Here is a 17,406-nt window from a genome sequence, read left to right on the forward strand (position 1 = left end):
TCGGGTCGCAACCCCACCCTTATATTTCCGAGTCCCACGAATGTAGCGCTCGGAGTACCGAATGACCGAAAAATTCACTCGTTTCGATATCGCCGAGTTTCTCCTGACACCTGCCGACATGTGGAATTACCTAAAGGCTTGTGAGGAGGAAGATTCGGGAGACGGTCGTTTCAATCGTGTGGCGCTCAGGGACGTCAAACACACCATCCGCGCACGAATCCAGAGTGACCCACAATTTGCGCAGGCACTGCGAATCGAAGTCGCTACACTCTTTCATAATGGCGAGCCAGAAATGGCTCACAGGATGTTGCACCTATTAACTCAGGCACTGCGACACCACACCGCACGCCGCTTTTTTACTTATCGGCCCTGATCAGGCTAAATAGCCGCGCCTGATCCCCCTCCCAACCGGATTTGTCCCATGTCCCGACAACGGCTCGCATTTGCCTGGATCGCCTGCTTCGCAGTGCTGTTCAACATGCTCGCCATGCCGATGACGGGAGCGATGGCACAGACGGCGAAATCACCCGCCGAGCAGTTGTTGTGGGGAAGTTTTTGTTCGTCCGGCGGCACGAAGATGGTGGCGATTTCCCTGGGCGATATCGAACAGAAAACTCCGCAGAGTGACGATCACTCCAACATGCAACATTGCTGGTGCTGTTCAGGTTCCGCGCCGTTGGTGGCGCTGCCCGGGCAAGTGCCGCAACTGTACTTCGCGCAGTTCGAGGCCAATCGAAGCCTGCCTCACGCCTCTCTCGATACACCGACACCGCGCCAGCAATGGCCAAGTCTCAATCCCCGCGCTTCCCCTCTGGTGTGATTCCTTCTCGCAATTGACCTGCGTTTTGAATCGTTCTGGAGAACTGCCATGTTGAACAAACTCATCGTCCTGGCTGTGTTGCTGCTGCCTGCCTGTTTTGCCAATGCTCACGAATACAAAGCCGGGGAGCTGGAGATCGCTCATCCGTGGTCGCAAGAGTTGCCGCCAAACGCGCCGACCGTTGCGGCTTACTTCGTGATTCACAACAAGGGCAACACTGCCGACCGCTTGCTCAGCGTCGATTCGCCGATTGCAGGCGTTGCCCAACTGCACGAGCATGTAATGCAGAACGATCTGATGAAAATGCAGCACGTGCCGAGTGTCGAAATCCCGGCCGGTGGCGAAGTCACTTTTGCGCCAATGGCCTACCACGTGATGCTGCTGGAACTGAAAGACCGCAGTCTGTTGAGCGACGGAAAACGCTTCCCGCTGACGATGCACTTCGAAAAATCCGGCGACGTGACGGTCGACGTCTCGGTGCAGAAGAAGCCGCCGGAAGGCATGCAGACGCACGCCCACGCCCAGTAAGCGACTGAGCAAAAACGCCCATGCGCCCGTTTAGCGCCAGGTCATCCGCACACCGTCGTCAGCCGTTAAGCCTGACGCGCGGGAGCTGGATCAGCCTGTTCGCCATGTTGATGATCTTTATCGGCCCGCTGATTTCTCAGTCGATGCCGATGGATCAACGCGCCTCGATGTCCATGACTATGTCGATGGACATGACCATGGACATGTCGGCGATGGATCACGCCGACCACGACGCACAACCCGCTGCCGAACACTGCCCGCCAAAAGCCTCACATCACGCACTCTGGGAAAAATGCGGCTATTGCAGCCTGCTGTTCAATTGCCCGGCGCTGACCGGCGGCCAGTCTTTCGTCGCATTCGACACGCCAAACGCCAGCACTTTCACCACACCTTCCCCTCGCCTGGGCCACGCCCGGCAAACCTTCTTCCCCGGTGCCCGCACCCGCGCCCCGCCCATCGACGCGTAAACCCCCACCCGATCTCACACGGTTTAGAAGCCAGCCACAGCAACCTGTGGGAGCGAGCTTTGTGGCGAGGGAGCTTGCTCCCGCTTGAGTGCGCAGCACTCACAAAAGGGGCCGCTACGCAGCCCAGCGCGAGCAAGCTCGCTCGCCACAAAGCTCGCTCCCACAAGGATTGCGCAGGCTGCCGGCCGTGTCGTTTACGACTGTTCGATGGAAATTGTCATGTCCAGGTTTTCTGCTGACACACGCTTGAGCGCTGCCCAAGCTTCTTTTGCCTTGAACGAATCCAGCATTCGTTTCAGGCACGCCACCGCCTTCCTTTGCGGTGCACTGCTGACCCCCATGGTGCTGGCCGATGAACACGCCGGTCATAGCGAAGAACTGAGCCCGACGGTGATCACCGCCATTGCGCCGAGTTCGCCACTGACCATCGTCACCAATCCCAAGGACCCACGCCAACCGGTGCCGGCCAGCGACGGTGCCGATTACCTGAAAACCATTCCCGGCTTCGCCCTGGTGCGCAATGGCGGCACCAACGGCGACCCGGTGCTGCGCGGCATGTTCGGCTCGCGGTTGAACATCCTCACCAACGGCGGCCAGTTGCTCGGCGCCTGCCCCGGCCGAATGGACGCACCGACCTCCTACATCTCGCCGGAAACCTACGACAAACTGACCGTGATCAAAGGCCCACAAACCGTGCTCTGGGGACCGGGCGCGTCGGCCGGGACCATCCTCTTCGACCGCGAGCCGGAGAGTTTCGGCGAACTCGGCACGCGGGTGAACGCCAGCGTGCTGGCCGGCTCCAACGGCCGTTTCGACAAAGTGGTGGATGCTGCTGCCGGCGGGCCATTGGGTTACGTGCGAGTGATCGGCAACACCGCGCATGCCGACGACTACCGGGACGGCAACAACGACACCGTGCCGTCGCGCTACGACAAATGGAATGGCGACGTCGCGGTGGGTTGGACCCCGGACGCCGACACCCTGCTGGAACTCACCGCCGGCAAGGGCGATGGCGAAGCGCGTTACGCGGGACGCGGCATGGACGGCTCGCAGTTCAAGCGCGAAAGCCTGGGCCTGCGTTTCGAGAAGTCCAACATCGGCGACGTGCTGGATAAGGTCGAGGCGCAGATTTACTACAACTACGCCGACCACGTAATGGACAACTACACCCTGCGCACGCCGTCCGGCACCGGAATGATGGCCGGCCCGATGGCCTCCAACGTCGACCGTCGAACCCTCGGCGCACGGATCAAGGCCACCTGGCGCTGGGCCGATGTGCAGTTGATCAGCGGCATCGATGCGCAGACCAGCGAACATCGCCAACGCAGCGCCATGGGCATCGACGTCTACAAGGATCTGCCGCGCAACAAGGACGCCGACTTCCACAACTACGGCGTGTTCAGCGAATTGACCTGGTACGCCGCCGACCGTGACCGGCTGATTACCGGCGCGCGACTGGACCGCGCTTCGGCCAAGGATTTCCGGCAGACCACTGGCTCCGGGATGATGGCACGCCCTAACCCGACCGCCGACGACACCCGCGCCGACACGCTGCCAAGCGGCTTCGTCCGTTACGAGCACGACCTGGCCGACAGTCCGACCACGCTGTATGCCGGCCTCGGTCACACCCAGCGCTTCCCGGATTACTGGGAGCTGTTTTCACCCAAGTCCGGCCCCGCCGGCTCGGTGAATGCCTTCGATTCGATCAAGCCTGAAAAAACCACCCAGCTCGACTTCGGCCTGCAATACAAGACCGAAGACCTCGAAGCCTGGGCCTCGGGTTACGTCGGGCAGGTGCGCGACTACATCCTGTTCAACTACACACCAACAATGATGGGCATGACCTCGCAAGCACAGAACATCGACGCGCGGATCATGGGCGGCGAATTGGGGGCGGCCTACAAGCTGACCAGCAACTGGAAAGCCGACGCGACCCTGGCCTACGCCTGGGGCAAAAACAGCAGCGACGGCAACGCACTGCCGCAAATGCCGCCGCTGGACGCACGTTTCGGCCTGACCTACAGCGAAGACAACTGGAGTGCCGGGGCCTTGTGGCGCGTGGTCGCGGCGCAAAACCGCATCGACCAGAACAAGGGCAACGTCGTCGGCAAGGACTTCGACAAGACCCCGGGTTTTGGCGTGTTCTCGCTCAATGGCGCGTACCGGATCAACAAAAACTGGAAGGTCAGCAGCGGCGTCGACAACCTGTTCGGCAAGGCTTACGCCGAGCACTTGAACCTGGCGGGCAACGCCGGTTTCGGCTACCCGGCCAATGACCCGCAAGCCATTAAAGAACCGGGGCGCACGCTCTGGACCAAGGTGGACATGAGTTTCTAACAAGAAAAAGTCAAAAGATCGCAGGCTACGCCAGCTCCTACATTGCAACGCGTACCCCCTGTAGGAGCTGTGTAGGAGCTGTCGAGTGAAACGAGGCTGCGATCTTTCCAAGACAATTGAATCGCCAAAGCGGAGCACAACCGATGAAACAGCCCAAACCGAATTTCTACAACCTGGCCTGGCGTTGGCATTTTTATGCCGGTCTGTTCGTCGCGCCTTTCATGGTGATGCTGGCCCTGACCGGCATCATTTACCTGTTCAAGCCGCAACTCGATCCGTTGATGTACGGCAGCCTGCTGAACGTCCCGGCCGGGCATCACAGCGTCCCGGCCGATGACCTGCTCAAGCGGGTGAAAGAGGCTTATCCACAAGCAACGATCAAGCAGTATTTGCCACCGGTCAACGCCGAACGCAGCGCGCAATTTGTCGTGATCGATGGCGGTAATGAGCTCAACGTTTTCGTCGATCCCTACCACGGCGATGTCCTCGGCGAGCAAGACGCCAAAAAGAATCTGCAAGCCGTAGCGCGGGCGATTCATGGCGAATTGATGATCGGCACCGTCGGTGATCGACTGATCGAACTGGCCGCCGGTTGGGGCGTGGTGTTGGTGGTCTCCGGCGTCTTTCTGTGGTGGCCGCGTGGCCAGGCGGCCGGCATCCTGTGGCCGCGTTTGAACAGTCGCGGTCGAGTGCTCTGGCGTGACCTGCACGCGGTGACCGGGTTCTGGGGCGCGTCGTTGTTGCTGGTGATGCTGCTCAGCGGCATGACCTGGACCGGGTTCTGGGGCAAGCAATACGCGCAAGTGTGGAATGTCTTTCCGGCAGCGATGTGGGATGACGTGCCCAAGTCCGATGTCGAGGCTCGCAGCCTCAACACTGCCACCCGCCAGACCGTGCCTTGGGCGATGGAAAACACACCGATGCCAATGTCCGGCGACCACGCCGAACACATGGCCCACGGTAGCGCGCAAGCGGGCCCCGCCGCGCCGACCATCAGCTTGCAGGACGTGCAGAACATCGCCGTGCAACGCAAGGTCGAACCGGGTTACAGCATCACCTTCCCGACCACGGCGACTGGCGTGTTCACCATCGCGGTGTTCGCCGACGACCCGCGCAACGACGCCACGCTGCACGTTGACCAGTACACTGGCGATGTCCTCGCTGACGTGCGTTTCGAGCAGTACGGTACCGTCGCCCGCGCGACGGAAATCGGCGTGATGCTGCACGAAGGCAAAATGTTCGGCCCGCTCAATCAGATCATCATCCTGCTGATCTGCCTGATGATTCTGCTCAGCGCCGTCAGCGGCGTGGTGATCTGGTGGAAGCGTCGTCCACAAGGAAAATTCGGTGTTCCGCCGCTGCGCCATGACCTGCCGAAATGGAAAACCGCGATGGTCATCATGTTCGCATTGGCGGTGGCGTTTCCGTTGGTGGGCGCTTCGCTGGTAGTGGTTTGGCTGCTGGATCGGGTGCTGCTGTCGCGCTTGAGCGGCCAGTCTGAATCCGCCTCATCTTCATCCTGAATACAGCGAGATGCCTGTTGCAGCGCGGTTGACCTTACAATGTCGACCCGCTGCAACTACCCCCGCACTTCGAGTACGCAATGACCTCGCTGAACCTCACGAACCTCGCCTGGACACCCCTGGGCCACGGCCATTGCCATCATCAGTTCCAACTGCGTGATGCCTCGTTACACGTGGCCGCCGGTGAGTTCGTCGGTCTGATCGGCCCCAACGGCAGCGGCAAAACCAGCCTGCTGCGCTGTGCCTGGCGCTTCAGCAAACCCGAGCGCGGCGAGGTCAAGCTCGACCACCACAACGTCTGGAAGCAATCCTCGCGCTGGTGCGCGCAACGCATCGCCGTGGTCCTGCAGGAATTCCCCGACGCCTTCGGCCTCACCGTCGACGAAGTCGTCGCCATGGGCCGCACACCACACAAAGGTCTGTTCGACGGCGACACCCTCGAAGACAGAAATCTCGCGACCCAAGCCCTCGAATCAGTCGGTCTGAAAGGCTTCGAGGATCATGCCTTCGCCACCCTCTCCGGCGGTGAAAAACAGCGCGTGATCCTCGCCCGCGCCCTGGCTCAGCAACCGCAAATGCTGATCCTCGACGAGCCGACCAATCACCTCGACCCGCGCTATCAGCTCGAACTGCTGCAACGGGTCAAACGCCTGAAGATCGGCACCCTGGCGAGCATCCACGACCTGAACCTGGCGGCCGCTTTCTGCGATCGGCTGTACGTGATCAATCATGGTCGCATCGTCGCCAGCGGCACGCCGAAAGAAGTCCTGACCGCCCCACTGCTGCGTGACGTGTTCGGCGTCGAAGCGCTGATCGATGAACATCCCTTGCACGGCTACCCACGAATCACCTGGATAACCCAACCATGACTTTGCGTTCCCTGCTTTGCGCCGCCCTGTTGCTGGGCAATGCCCAAGCATTTGCCGAGGCCACTCACTACCCGTTGACCGTGCAGAGCTGCAACCGCGAAGTGACCTTCAAGCAAGCGCCGAAACACGCGGTCAGCCACGACATCAACATGACCCAGATGATGCTCGCCCTCGGACTCAAACCAAACATGGCCGGTTACAGCGGCGTGACCGGCTGGAAGTCGGTCACACCGCAGATGCAGTCCATCCTCGATGGTTTGCCGGAGCTGGCGGCCAAATACCCGTCGGTGGAAACCCTGCTCAACGCCAACGTCGATTTCTTCTTCGCCGGTTGGGATTACGGCATGCGCGTGGGCGGTGATCTCACGCCGCAAACGTTGCAGCCATTGGGCATCAATGTCTACGAGCTGACCGAGTCCTGCGCGTTCGTGATGAAGCGTCCGCCGGCCAGCCTGGAAGACACCTACAACGACCTGCGCAACCTCGGCAAAATCTTTGACGTGCAGGATCGCGCCAATGCCTTGATCGCCCAAATGCAGTCGCAGGTCGCCGAAGTGCGCAAGGATCTGCCGGCGGACAAACCTCGCGTGTTCCTCTATGACAGCGGTGAAGACCGCGCCATGACCTCCGGCCGTCTCGGAATGCCGCAAGCGCTGATCGACGCCGCTGGCGGGCGCAATATTCTGGATGACGTCGAGTCGAGCTGGACGCGGGTCAACTGGGAGAACGTGGTCGAGCGCAATCCGCAGGTGATCGTCATCGTCGACTATGGCGAAGTCACTGCCGAACAGAAAGAGCAATTTCTGCTCAACAACAAGGCGCTGCAATCGGTGGACGCGATCAAGAACCAGCGCTTCATCGTGATTCCGTATGTGCAGGCCACGCCGGGTATCGACAATGTGCTGGCGGTTGAAACCCTGGCCAAGGGTTTCCACGGCGAATGATCAATCGTCGCTACGCCTTGTTGCTGGTGGCCCTCGGCGCGTTGTTGCTGGTGTCGTGTGTGGTGTCGCTGGGCTTCGGTCCGGCGCGGGTGCCGGTGGACGTGGTGTGGCGGATTTTGCTGCACAAAATTTTCGGTTTCGGCGTGCCGGACTGGGCCGCCGGGCAGGAACACATCGTCTGGCTGATTCGCGTGCCGCGCATGTTGCTTGGCGCGTTGGTGGGCGCCGGGCTCGCGCTGATCGGTACGGTGCTGCAAGCGGTAACACGCAATCCATTGGCCGACCCGCATTTGCTTGGGGTCACCTCCGGCGCGACCCTCGGTGCCGTGATCGTGGTGCTGCATGTCGGTGAAATCGTTGGCTTGCTGACCTTGCCGATCGCGGCGTTTATCGGCGCGTTGCTGAGCATGCTGATCGTGCTGATGATCGCCAACCGCAACGGGAGGCTGGACAGTGATCGGCTGCTGTTGTGCGGCGTGGCGGTGTCCTTCGTGATGATGGCGATCGCCAATCTGCTGCTGTTTCTCGGCGATCACCGCGCGAGCTCGGCGGTGATGTTCTGGATGCTCGGTGGGCTCGGGTTGGCACGTTGGGAGTTGCTGGCGGTGCCAGCGGCCAGCGTGTTGCTCGGGTTGGTGTTGCTGCTGGGCATGGCGCGACCGTTGAATGCGTTGATGGCGGGCGAGCAGACGGCCGTGACCCTCGGGCTCAATGCTCGTACCGTGCGGTTGCGGGTGTTTTTGATTGCTTCGCTGATGACTGGGGTGCTGGTGTCGATCAGCGGTTCTATCGGGTTTGTCGGGCTGATGGTGCCGCACATTGCGCGGCGTTTGGTCGGGGCGGAGCATCGGCGATTGCTGCCGGTGTGCGTATTGTTGGGCAGCATTTTTCTCGTCTGGGTCGATGTCGCCGCCCGCACCCTGATCGCCCCGGAAGACCTGCCCATCGGCGTCGCCACCGCCGCCATCGGAGGCCTGTTCTTCATCGGCCTCATGCGCCGCCGCTAATCCACCACTGAACCTGTGGGAGCGGGCTTGCTCGCGAAGACGTCGGCACATTCAAAATCAATGTGACTGACAAACCGCATTCGCGAGCAAGCCCGCTCCCACATTGGATTTGTGTAGCCTGCAACATCTGCGCCCCAATGTGGCGCACCTCTTCGCACCAACGCGCCAGGCGCGATCCTTCATGGTGCGCCGCCCAACCGGCGCAACCGCTCTAATACGACATTTCCCTGCCTTTGGCCGACCAGGCACAGCCCTTGCTAAAGACCCTTCAGTAGTCCGCATCTGCCACCAAGAAAATTCATAAGTTCATGGAGATCGCACAATGAAGCGTCGCAGCTTGATCAAGGCTTTCACACTTACGGCAAGCATTGCCGCGATGGGCATGACCTGGAGCCTCCAGGCCGCCGAGACCATCAAGGTCGGCATCCTGCATTCGTTGTCCGGCACCATGGCGATCTCCGAAACGTCGCTCAAAGACATGGCGCTGATGACCATCGACGAGATCAACGCCAAGGGTGGCGTGAACGGCAAAATGCTGGAGCCTGTGGTCGTCGACCCGGCATCGAACTGGCCGTTGTTTGCCGAAAAGGGTCGTCAGTTGCTGACTCAGGACAAGGTGGCGGTGGTGTTCGGTTGCTGGACGTCGGTGTCGCGTAAATCAGTGTTGCCGGTATTCGAGGAGCTCAACGGCCTGCTGTTCTACCCGGTGCAGTACGAAGGCGAAGAGATGTCGCCGAACGTGTTCTACACCGGCGCCGCGCCGAACCAGCAAGCGATCCCGGCGGTGGAGTACCTGATGAGTGAAGAAGGCGGCAGCGCCAAGCGTTACTTCCTGTTGGGCACCGACTACGTCTACCCGCGCACCACCAACAAGATTCTGCGTTCGTTCCTGCACTCCAAAGGCGTGGCGGACAAGGACATCGAAGAGGTCTACACCCCGTTCGGCCACAGCGACTATCAAACCATCGTGGCCAACATCAAAAAATTCTCGGCCGGTGGCAAGACAGCGGTCATCTCCACCGTCAACGGCGACTCCAACGTGCCGTTCTATAAAGAGCTGGCCAACCAGGGTTTGAAAGCCACCGACGTTCCGGTCGTGGCGTTCTCGGTCGGCGAAGAAGAGCTGCGCGGCATCGACACCAAACCGCTGGTGGGCAACCTGGCAGCGTGGAACTACTTCGAGTCGGTCGAGAACCCGGCGAACAAAAAGTTCGTTGCCGACTGGAAAGCCTACGCCAAGAAACACAACCTGCCAGGCGCCGACAAAGCGGTGACCAACGACCCGATGGAAGCCACCTACGTGGGCATTCACATGTGGGCGCAGGCGGCGGAGAAAGCCAAATCCACCGACGTCGACAAAGTCCGCGAAGCCCTTGCCGGCCAGACCTTTGCCGCGCCGTCGGGTTACACGTTGACCATGGACAAGACCAACCACCACCTGCACAAACCGGTGATGATCGGCGAGATTCAGGCGGACGGTCAGTTCAACGTGGTGTGGCAGACCGAAGGGCCGATCCGTGCCGAGCCGTGGAGCCCGTTTATCTCGGGTAACGACAAGAAGCCGGATTATGCGGTGAAGAGCAACTGAGGCGAATCTGGAGTTTGGGGTGGACTTGAAATCCACCCCTCACCCTAACCCTCTCCCCAGAGGGGCGAGGGGACTGACCGAGTCGTCTGGTCGAAGTACTGCGACCTGCAATCTCAAGTCGAACTCAAGATTTGAAAAGCATGAAGATCGGCCCCCTTTCCCCCTCTCCCCATTGGGGAGAGGGCTGGGGTGAGGGGTCGATTTAACAGGAACACCACCAATGCCCACCGCCCTCTACCGCTTCATCCTCGCCCTCGCGCTCTTACTGCCGATGGCCGCCCATGCCGGCGACGTCGAAGACTTCGTCGCGGCCAATCCCGTGCAGCAAGCCAAGCTTCTGGAAGCCTGGGCCGCGCAGCCCGATCCGGCCCGCATCGACCTGATCAACGCCCTCCAGCAAGGCGAGGTGACCGTCGACGGCCAACCGAAACCCCTGCGCCTGAACAATCGCTTGCGCGGTCTGATCGACACCGCACTGGCCAGCCACCAATTACTCGCCACCGACGCCAAAACCCGTCTGGCCGCCGCGCAGCAATTGCAGAAAAGCGCCAAACCGGCACAGTTGAAATTTCTCGACCAGCAACTGGCTGACGAAAAAGACGAAACCGTTCACGCCGCCCTGAGCCTGGCCTTGGCCAACCTGCAACTGGTCGATACCGACCCCGCCGTACGCCTCGCCGCTGTGCGTCTGCTCGGTGAAACCGGCGACCCACTGGCTCGCACTCGCCTCGAAAGCCTGCTGCAACCTGGTGTCGAAGCCGACGTCGGCGTACGCACCGCTGCCGAAACCAGCCTCGCTCAGGTCAAACGCAAACTGCTGATCGGCGAGATCCTCGGCCAGGCCTTCAGCGGCATGTCACTCGGTTCAATCCTGCTGCTCGCGGCCCTCGGTCTGGCGATCACTTTCGGCCTGCTCGGGGTGATCAACATGGCCCACGGCGAGATGCTGATGCTCGGCGCGTACTCGACGTACGTGGTGCAGCTGATGTTTCAGCGCTTCGCCCCGCAAGCCATCGAGTTCTACCCGCTGATCGCGTTGCCGGTGGCTTTTTTCGTCACCGCCGCCATCGGTATGGCGCTGGAACGCACGGTGATTCGCCACCTCTACGGCCGCCCGCTGGAAACCCTGCTCGCCACGTGGGGCATCAGCCTGATGCTGATCCAGCTTGTGCGGTTGATGTTTGGTGCGCAGAACGTTGAAGTGGCCAACCCAGCCTGGCTGTCGGGCGGGATTCAAGTGCTGCCGAATCTGGTGCTGCCGTACAACCGCATCGTGATCATCGCGTTCGCGCTGTTTGTGGTGGTGCTGACCTGGCTGCTGCTGAACAAGACGCGCCTCGGTTTGAACGTGCGCGCCGTCACCCAGAACCGCAACATGGCCGCTTGCTGCGGCGTGCCGACCGGGCGCGTGGACATGCTCGCCTTCGGTCTCGGCTCGGGCATTGCCGGGCTCGGTGGCGTGGCCCTGAGTCAGATCGGTAACGTCGGCCCGGACCTCGGTCAGAGCTACATCATCGACTCGTTCCTGGTGGTGGTGCTCGGTGGCGTCGGCCAATTGGCCGGTAGTGTGCTCGCCGCGTTCGGCCTCGGTATTGCCAACAAAATTCTCGAACCGCAGATCGGCGCCGTGCTCGGCAAGATCCTGATCCTCGCGTTGATCATTCTGTTCATCCAGAAACGTCCGCAAGGCCTCTTCGCACTGAAAGGACGGGTGATCGACTGATGAATCAGCCCCTGATGCTCACGGCCACGCAAAAGGCCGGCCCCAAAGTCACGATCGCCGTTGGCACGGTGATCCTCGTTCTGCTGCTGGCGTTGCCGTTGCTGTCGTTGTTGTCGCCGGACAGCGCGTTTCACGTCTCGGCTTACACGTTGACGCTGGTGGGCAAGATTCTTTGCTACGCGATTGTCGCGCTGGCCCTCGATCTGGTTTGGGGTTACGCCGGCCTGTTGTCCCTCGGCCACGGCTTGTTCTTCGCTCTCGGCGGCTACGCGATGGGCATGTACCTGATGCGCCAGGCTTCCGGTGATGGTTTGCCGGCATTCATGACGTTCCTGTCGTGGACTGAATTACCGTGGTACTGGGCCGGCACCAGCAGTTTCCTCTGGTCGATGTGCCTGGTGGTGCTGGCGCCGGGGTTGCTGGCGCTGGTCTTCGGCTTCTTCGCCTTCCGTTCGCGGATCAAAGGCGTGTATTTCTCGATCATGACCCAGGCCCTGACCTTCGCCGGAATGCTGCTGTTCTTCCGCAACGAAACCGGGTTTGGCGGCAACAACGGCTTCACCAACTTCCGCACGATTCTCGGCTTTGGCATCACCGAGCCGGGGACTCGCGCGGTGCTGTTTTTCGCCACCGTGGTGTTGCTGGTGGCAAGCCTGTTTATCGGCTGGCGTCTGGCGCAGAGCAAGTTCGGTCGCGTGTTGACCGCCCTGCGGGATGCGGAAAACCGCCTGATGTTCTGCGGTTACGACCCGCGCGGTTTCAAGCTGTTTGTCTGGGTGTTGAGCGCGGTGTTGTGCGGCCTGGCCGGTGCGTTGTATGTGCCGCAAGTCGGGATCATCAACCCGAGTGAAATGTCACCGACCAACTCCATCGAGGCCGCGGTTTGGGTGGCGCTGGGTGGTCGCGGCACGCTGATCGGCCCGCTGCTCGGTGCCGGTGTGGTCAACGGAATGAAGAGCTGGTTCACCGTGGCTTTCCCGGAGTACTGGCTGTTCTTCCTCGGTGCGCTGTTCATCGTCGTGACCCTGTACCTGCCCAAAGGCGTGATCGGTCTGCTGAAAAAAAGAGGTGAACAATGAGAGTGACAGCGACGGCTGAATTCATGCTCGAACCGGCGTTTTTTCCGCCACTGGAACCCAACAGGGACATCGGCAGCAGCCGCGACGCCATTGGTCTCGGCCAGCGCGTCGGCCCCGGCCTGAACACTCGCCATGGCACGATCCTGACCCTGGAAGACATCAGCGTCAGCTTCGATGGTTTCAAGGCGCTCAACGATTTGAACCTGTACATCGGCGTCGGTGAATTGCGCTGCATCATCGGCCCCAACGGCGCGGGCAAGACCACGCTGATGGACGTGATCACCGGCAAGACCCGCCCCAGTCACGGCAAGGCCTGGTTCGGTGAAACCCTCGACCTGACGCAGATGAGCGAAGTGCAAATCGCCCAGGCTGGCATCGGCCGAAAATTCCAGAAGCCGACAGTATTCGAAGCGCTCAGCGTGTTTGAAAACCTGGAGCTGGCGCAGAAAACCGACAAATCGGTGTGGGCCAGCCTGCGGGCTCGCCTGAGTGGCGAACAGAAAGATCGCATCAGCGAGGTGCTGGAGACCATTCGCCTGACCAGCTCGGTCAATCGCCCGGCAGGTTTGTTGTCCCACGGTCAGAAGCAGTTTCTGGAAATCGGCATGTTGCTGATGCAGGACCCACAACTGCTGCTGCTCGACGAGCCGGTGGCGGGCATGACCGACGCCGAAACCGAATTCACCGCCGAACTGTTCAAGAGCCTGGCGGGCAAGCATTCGCTGATGGTGGTGGAACACGATATGGGCTTCGTCGGCTCCATCGCCGACCACGTCACCGTGTTGCACCAGGGCAGCGTGCTGGCCGAAGGGTCGCTGGAACAGGTGCAGGACAACGAGCGCGTGATCGAGGTTTATCTCGGCCGCTAGACCTGCGAACACATACCAATGTGGGAGCGGGCTTGCTCGCGAATGCGTCGGCACATTCAACATAAAAGTTGCCTGACACACCGCCTTCGCGAGCAAGCCCGCTCCCACAGGGGATTGGGGAGAATTTGAAGATGCTGCAAGTCGACAAGCTGCACCAGTATTACGGCGGTAGCCACATCCTGCGCGGTCTGACGTTTGACGTGAAAGTCGGCGAAGTCACCTGCCTGCTCGGGCGCAACGGTGTGGGCAAGACCACCCTGCTCAAGTGCCTGATGGGTTTGTTGCCGGCCAAAGAAGGCGCGGTGAACTGGGAAGGCAAACCGATCACCGCGTTCAAGCCACACCAGCGGGTTCATGCCGGAATCGCTTATGTACCTCAAGGTCGGGAAATTTTCGGCCGGCTGACCGTGGAAGAAAACCTGCTGATGGGCCTGTCGCGATTTCCCGGCGCTGAAGCCAAGGAAGTCCCGGCGTTCATCTACGAGCTGTTTCCGGTGCTGCTGCAAATGAAGCAACGGCGCGGGGGTGATTTGTCCGGTGGCCAACAGCAGCAATTGGCGATCGGCCGCGCATTGGCCAGCCGTCCACGCCTGCTGATTCTCGACGAGCCCACCGAAGGCATCCAGCCATCGGTGATCAAGGAAATCGGCGCAGTGATCAAGAAGCTTGCGGCCCGTGGAGATATGGCGATTTTGCTGGTGGAGCAGTTCTACGATTTCGCCGCCGAACTGGCCGATCAATATCTGGTGATGTCCCGGGGTGAGATCGTGCAACAGGGTCGCGGAGAAAATATGGAGGCCGAGGGTGTACGCGGTCTGGTTACGATCTAATCTGTAGCGTCCTAACGAAAATTAGAGATCATGAATTTACCTGTTCCCACTGCCGTGTTTACCCCCAACTGGCACGCTGAGCTGGAACTCGGCTACGCCCGATTCGGCGACAGTACGCGCCCGGTTCAGCGTCGCCACAAAGGCCCGCTGCGGGTGCAGAAGCACCTGTATGCCGAAGGGCCGGAGGTTTGCCAGCACATCATCGTCCACCCGCCGGGCGGGATTGCCGATGGCGATCGGCTGGACATCTCGGCCAGTGTCGGCCGCGATGCCTGGGCGCAAATCACCAGCCCTGGCGCGGCCAAGTGGTATCGCGCGGCGGGGCCCGCTTATCAGAAGCTCGACTTGAAAGTAGCCGCCGGCGCGACACTGGAATGGTTGCCGCAAGAGACCATTATCTTCAGCGACGCCCAGGCTGAGCTCAGCACTTCGATTGATCTGGAAGGCGATGCCCGGTTGTTTTACTGGGATGTGGTAGCCCTGGGTCGCCCGGCCAGTGGCGAGCGTTTCGACCTCGGGCATTTTCAGGCGCAGCTGGACATCCGCCGTGACGGCCAGTTGCTCTGGCATGAACGCCAGCGCATTGTCGGAGGTGATGGTTTGCTTGATTCGCCGATTGGGCTGGATGGGCAACCGGTGTTTGCGACCCTGTTGGTAACCGGCGACATCGATAGCGACTTACTGGAGAAATGCCGTTCACTGCCCCATGACGTGCGCGGAGATCTGACCCAGTTGCCGGGGCTTTTGGTCGCACGTTGTCTGGCCAGTGAGGCGCTGTTGGCCCGGGGCTGGTTGATTGATTTGTGGCGATTGCTTCGGCCTGCGTTGCTGGGGCGAGAAGCTTTGCCGCCGAGAATTTGGAGTACTTGAGGGCCACCCCTCACCCCCCGCCCTCTCCCCAGGGAGGAGAGGGAGCCTGACCAATGTGCTTTGTAGAAATATTCCAGACACAAGAATGCTACTGACTGATCCGGCCCCAACATCCAACCGAGATCAGTCCCCTCTCCCCCTTGGGGAGAGGGTTAGGGTGAGGGGTGGATCCAACTGACACACCCCAAACCGCAAGAACCTCACAAAACTGCCCAGATGGATTCCAAACGATGGACCTGACCCCACGCGAAAAAGACAAGCTGTTGATCTTCACCGCCGGCCTCGTGGCCGAGCGGCGTTTGGCGCGCGGCGTGAAACTCAACTACCCGGAAGCCATGGCCTACATTTCCGCAGCGCTGCTCGAAGGCGCGCGCGACGGCCGGACCGTGGCCGAGCTGATGCACTTCGGCACCACCCTGCTCAGCCGCGAACAAGTGATGGAAGGCATCCCGGAAATGATTCCGGAGATCCAGGTCGAAGCGACCTTCCCCGACGGCACCAAACTGGTCACCGTTCACCAACCGATCGCCTGAGGCCGCGCCATGACTTACCACATCCGCGATGCAGCGCATGCCGACCTGCCGGCGATTCGCGACATCTACAACGACGCCGTGCTCAACACCACGGCCATCTGGAACGAGCAGGCCGTGGATTTGGGTAACCGCCAGGCCTGGTTCAGCGCCCGCCAATCCCAGGGCTACCCGATTCTGGTGATCGTCGACGGCGACAATACCGTGCTGGGCTACGCTTCATTTGGTGACTGGCGACCGTTCGACGGGTTCCGCCATACCGTCGAGCACTCGGTTTACGTACGCAGCGACCAGCGCGGCAATGGTCTCGGCCCGCAATTGATGACCAAGTTGATCGAGCGCGCCAAAGGCTGCGACAAACATGTGATGGTCGCCGCCATCGAAAGCGGTAACGCCGCTTCTGTTCGCCTGCATGAGCGAGCCGGCTTCGTGACGACCGGGCAGATGCCCCAGGTGGGCACCAAGTTCGGTCGCTGGCTGGACCTGACCTTTATGCAACTGACCCTTAATCCTGGCGCGGAGCCGCCGACCGCCAACAAGGAGTAATTGCCCATGAACGCCGCCCAACTGCGCCGCGTCAATGTTGAAAGCTTTGCGCACTATCGTCAGGGTTTGATTGATCTGTTGCTCGACGCCGTCGGCTATGGCGCCAGCGTCGGGTTCATGGCCGATCTGGACGCCACTCAAGCCCGAGCCTATTTCGATGATGTCCAGGAGAACCTGAACAAAGGCAACGTGCTGCTGTGGGTGGTGGTCAAGGACGAGCAGGTGCAGGCCAGTGTGCAACTGACCCTGTGCCAGAAAGCCAATGGCCTGAACCGCGCCGAAGTGCAAAAACTGCTGGTGCGTGAACATGCGCGTCGTCGGGGTCTGGGGCAGCAGTTGATGAGTGCGCTGGAAACGGCCGCCCTCCAGCACAAGCGCGGCATGCTCTACCTCGACACCGAGGCCGGCTCTCCCGCCGAAGACTTCTACAAAGCTCTGGGTTACACCCGCGCCGGCGAAATCCCCGACTATGCCTGCGACCCGAGCGGTCGCTACAAACCGACCGCCCTCTACTACAAGATTCTCCAAGGAGCCCATTGATGATTCCCGGTGAATACCAGATCCAGCCCGGTGACATCGAACTCAACGTTGGCCGCCGCACCCTCAGCCTGAAGGTGGCCAACAGCGGTGATCGGCCGATCCAGGTCGGCTCGCATTACCACTTCTTCGAAACCAACGATGCGCTGACATTCGACCGCGCCGCCAGCCGCGGCATGCGCCTGAACATCCCCGCCGGCACCGCCGTGCGCTTCGAGCCGGGGCAGAGCCGCGAGGTCGAGTTGGTAGACCTGTCCGGGCATCGCCGAGTGTTCGGGTTTGCCGGCAGGATCATGGGCGATCTCGATTAAAGATCAAAAGATCGCAGCCTCGCTTCGC

The 17,406-nt window shown here is 60.9% G+C and carries 19 protein-coding genes; all 19 read left to right on the plus strand.

All coding sequences use genetic code 11. The annotated features are described in order from the left end of the window. Positions 1-61 precede the first annotated feature (61 nt). Positions 62-373: a DNA-binding protein gene (locus ACSQ87_RS28560; RefSeq protein WP_436274870.1), complete on the plus strand. Its 312-nt coding sequence runs from the start codon at positions 62-64 to the stop codon at positions 371-373. Positions 374-421: 48 nt separating this feature from the next. Then, positions 422-820 carry a DUF2946 domain-containing protein gene (locus tag ACSQ87_RS28565; protein WP_436274871.1) on the plus strand — a complete coding sequence of 133 codons (399 nt, stop codon included), beginning with the start codon at positions 422-424 and terminating at the stop codon, positions 818-820. Between the two features lie 48 nt (positions 821-868). Beyond that, positions 869-1,348 (plus strand): copper chaperone PCu(A)C, encoded by a 480-nt coding sequence (locus tag ACSQ87_RS28570; RefSeq protein WP_436274872.1) that lies wholly within the window; start codon positions 869-871, stop codon positions 1,346-1,348. Between the two features lie 20 nt (positions 1,349-1,368). Beyond that, a complete protein-coding gene (locus tag ACSQ87_RS28575) occupies positions 1,369-1,815 on the plus strand; it encodes a DUF2946 domain-containing protein (protein WP_436274873.1) in 447 nt (148 codons plus the stop codon). Between the two features lie 219 nt (positions 1,816-2,034). After that, a complete protein-coding gene (locus ACSQ87_RS28580) occupies positions 2,035-4,152 on the plus strand; it encodes a TonB-dependent copper receptor (RefSeq protein WP_223433611.1) in 2,118 nt (705 codons plus the stop codon). A gap of 143 nt (positions 4,153-4,295) precedes the next feature. Further along, a complete protein-coding gene (locus ACSQ87_RS28585) occupies positions 4,296-5,675 on the plus strand; it encodes a PepSY-associated TM helix domain-containing protein (RefSeq protein WP_223433612.1) in 1,380 nt (459 codons plus the stop codon). An 80-nt stretch (positions 5,676-5,755) separates the two neighbouring features. Next, positions 5,756-6,544 carry an ABC transporter ATP-binding protein gene (locus tag ACSQ87_RS28590; protein ID WP_223433613.1) on the plus strand — a complete coding sequence of 263 codons (789 nt, stop codon included), beginning with the start codon at positions 5,756-5,758 and terminating at the stop codon, positions 6,542-6,544. Then, positions 6,541-7,488, plus strand: coding sequence for an ABC transporter substrate-binding protein (locus tag ACSQ87_RS28595; protein ID WP_436274874.1), 948 nt, complete (start codon positions 6,541-6,543; stop codon positions 7,486-7,488). Before ACSQ87_RS28590 ends, ACSQ87_RS28595 begins: the two co-directional genes overlap by 4 nt. Then, positions 7,485-8,495, plus strand: coding sequence for a FecCD family ABC transporter permease (locus tag ACSQ87_RS28600; protein WP_436274875.1), 1,011 nt, complete (start codon positions 7,485-7,487; stop codon positions 8,493-8,495). The genes ACSQ87_RS28595 and ACSQ87_RS28600 overlap by 4 nt, the downstream gene beginning before the upstream one ends. A gap of 322 nt (positions 8,496-8,817) precedes the next feature. Further along, a complete protein-coding gene (urtA, locus tag ACSQ87_RS28605; RefSeq protein ID WP_150656588.1) occupies positions 8,818-10,083 on the plus strand; it encodes an urea ABC transporter substrate-binding protein in 1,266 nt (421 codons plus the stop codon). A 220-nt stretch (positions 10,084-10,303) separates the two neighbouring features. Beyond that, positions 10,304-11,806, plus strand: coding sequence for an urea ABC transporter permease subunit UrtB (urtB, locus tag ACSQ87_RS28610; protein WP_436274876.1), 1,503 nt, complete (start codon positions 10,304-10,306; stop codon positions 11,804-11,806). After that, the gene (gene urtC, locus ACSQ87_RS28615) at positions 11,806-12,885 is read left to right on the plus strand and encodes an urea ABC transporter permease subunit UrtC (protein WP_436274877.1); all 1,080 of its coding nucleotides are present in this window, start codon (positions 11,806-11,808) and stop codon (positions 12,883-12,885) included. Before urtB ends, urtC begins: the two co-directional genes overlap by 1 nt. Beyond that, positions 12,882-13,754 (plus strand): urea ABC transporter ATP-binding protein UrtD, encoded by an 873-nt coding sequence (urtD, locus tag ACSQ87_RS28620; protein ID WP_436274878.1) that lies wholly within the window; start codon positions 12,882-12,884, stop codon positions 13,752-13,754. The genes urtC and urtD overlap by 4 nt, the downstream gene beginning before the upstream one ends. Before the next feature lie 131 nt (positions 13,755-13,885). After that, on the plus strand, positions 13,886-14,584 hold the full coding sequence (gene urtE, locus ACSQ87_RS28625; RefSeq protein ID WP_033055608.1) for an urea ABC transporter ATP-binding subunit UrtE: 699 nt from the start codon (positions 13,886-13,888) through the stop codon (positions 14,582-14,584). A gap of 30 nt (positions 14,585-14,614) precedes the next feature. Continuing rightward, positions 14,615-15,454, plus strand: a complete 840-nt coding sequence (locus tag ACSQ87_RS28630) for an urease accessory protein UreD (protein WP_436274879.1) — start codon at positions 14,615-14,617, stop codon at positions 15,452-15,454. 230 nt (positions 15,455-15,684) lie between these two features. Continuing rightward, positions 15,685-15,987: an urease subunit gamma gene (gene ureA, locus ACSQ87_RS28635; protein WP_033055605.1), complete on the plus strand. Its 303-nt coding sequence runs from the start codon at positions 15,685-15,687 to the stop codon at positions 15,985-15,987. Positions 15,988-15,996: 9 nt separating this feature from the next. Continuing rightward, positions 15,997-16,530 carry a GNAT family N-acetyltransferase gene (locus ACSQ87_RS28640; protein WP_223433621.1) on the plus strand — a complete coding sequence of 178 codons (534 nt, stop codon included), beginning with the start codon at positions 15,997-15,999 and terminating at the stop codon, positions 16,528-16,530. A 6-nt stretch (positions 16,531-16,536) separates the two neighbouring features. Continuing rightward, entirely contained in the window at positions 16,537-17,070 is a 534-nt protein-coding gene (locus ACSQ87_RS28645) for a GNAT family N-acetyltransferase (protein WP_008146492.1), read from the plus strand. Beyond that, positions 17,070-17,378 carry an urease subunit beta gene (locus ACSQ87_RS28650; protein WP_223433622.1) on the plus strand — a complete coding sequence of 103 codons (309 nt, stop codon included), beginning with the start codon at positions 17,070-17,072 and terminating at the stop codon, positions 17,376-17,378. The genes ACSQ87_RS28645 and ACSQ87_RS28650 overlap by 1 nt, the downstream gene beginning before the upstream one ends. Positions 17,379-17,406 lie beyond the last annotated feature (28 nt).

It is taken from the genome of Pseudomonas sp. LjRoot277, assembly GCF_964253845.1.
Classification (GTDB): domain Bacteria; phylum Pseudomonadota; class Gammaproteobacteria; order Pseudomonadales; family Pseudomonadaceae; genus Aquipseudomonas.

Excerpts from the sequence above, each read along its gene's own strand:
- ACSQ87_RS28590 (WP_223433613.1), top strand. The coding sequence starts at position 5,756 with ATGACCTCGCTGAACCTCACGAACCTCGCCTGGACACCCCTGGGCCAC.
- ACSQ87_RS28640 (WP_223433621.1), top strand. The coding sequence starts at position 15,997 with ATGACTTACCACATCCGCGATGCAGCGCATGCCGACCTGCCGGCGATT.
- urtC (WP_436274877.1), top strand. The coding sequence starts at position 11,806 with ATGAATCAGCCCCTGATGCTCACGGCCACGCAAAAGGCCGGCCCCAAA.
- ACSQ87_RS28630 (WP_436274879.1), top strand. The coding sequence starts at position 14,615 with ATGAATTTACCTGTTCCCACTGCCGTGTTTACCCCCAACTGGCACGCT.
- ACSQ87_RS28595 (WP_436274874.1), top strand. The coding sequence starts at position 6,541 with ATGACTTTGCGTTCCCTGCTTTGCGCCGCCCTGTTGCTGGGCAATGCC.
- urtD (WP_436274878.1), top strand. The coding sequence starts at position 12,882 with ATGAGAGTGACAGCGACGGCTGAATTCATGCTCGAACCGGCGTTTTTT.
- urtA (WP_150656588.1), top strand. The coding sequence starts at position 8,818 with ATGAAGCGTCGCAGCTTGATCAAGGCTTTCACACTTACGGCAAGCATT.
- ACSQ87_RS28560 (WP_436274870.1), top strand. The coding sequence starts at position 62 with ATGACCGAAAAATTCACTCGTTTCGATATCGCCGAGTTTCTCCTGACA.
- ureA (WP_033055605.1), top strand. The coding sequence starts at position 15,685 with ATGGACCTGACCCCACGCGAAAAAGACAAGCTGTTGATCTTCACCGCC.
- ACSQ87_RS28650 (WP_223433622.1), top strand. The coding sequence starts at position 17,070 with ATGATTCCCGGTGAATACCAGATCCAGCCCGGTGACATCGAACTCAAC.
- ACSQ87_RS28575 (WP_436274873.1), top strand. The coding sequence starts at position 1,369 with ATGCGCCCGTTTAGCGCCAGGTCATCCGCACACCGTCGTCAGCCGTTA.
- ACSQ87_RS28570 (WP_436274872.1), top strand. The coding sequence starts at position 869 with ATGTTGAACAAACTCATCGTCCTGGCTGTGTTGCTGCTGCCTGCCTGT.
- ACSQ87_RS28565 (WP_436274871.1), top strand. The coding sequence starts at position 422 with ATGTCCCGACAACGGCTCGCATTTGCCTGGATCGCCTGCTTCGCAGTG.
- urtB (WP_436274876.1), top strand. The coding sequence starts at position 10,304 with ATGCCCACCGCCCTCTACCGCTTCATCCTCGCCCTCGCGCTCTTACTG.
- ACSQ87_RS28585 (WP_223433612.1), top strand. The coding sequence starts at position 4,296 with ATGAAACAGCCCAAACCGAATTTCTACAACCTGGCCTGGCGTTGGCAT.
- urtE (WP_033055608.1), top strand. The coding sequence starts at position 13,886 with ATGCTGCAAGTCGACAAGCTGCACCAGTATTACGGCGGTAGCCACATC.
- ACSQ87_RS28645 (WP_008146492.1), top strand. The coding sequence starts at position 16,537 with ATGAACGCCGCCCAACTGCGCCGCGTCAATGTTGAAAGCTTTGCGCAC.
- ACSQ87_RS28580 (WP_223433611.1), top strand. The coding sequence starts at position 2,035 with ATGTCCAGGTTTTCTGCTGACACACGCTTGAGCGCTGCCCAAGCTTCT.
- ACSQ87_RS28600 (WP_436274875.1), top strand. The coding sequence starts at position 7,485 with ATGATCAATCGTCGCTACGCCTTGTTGCTGGTGGCCCTCGGCGCGTTG.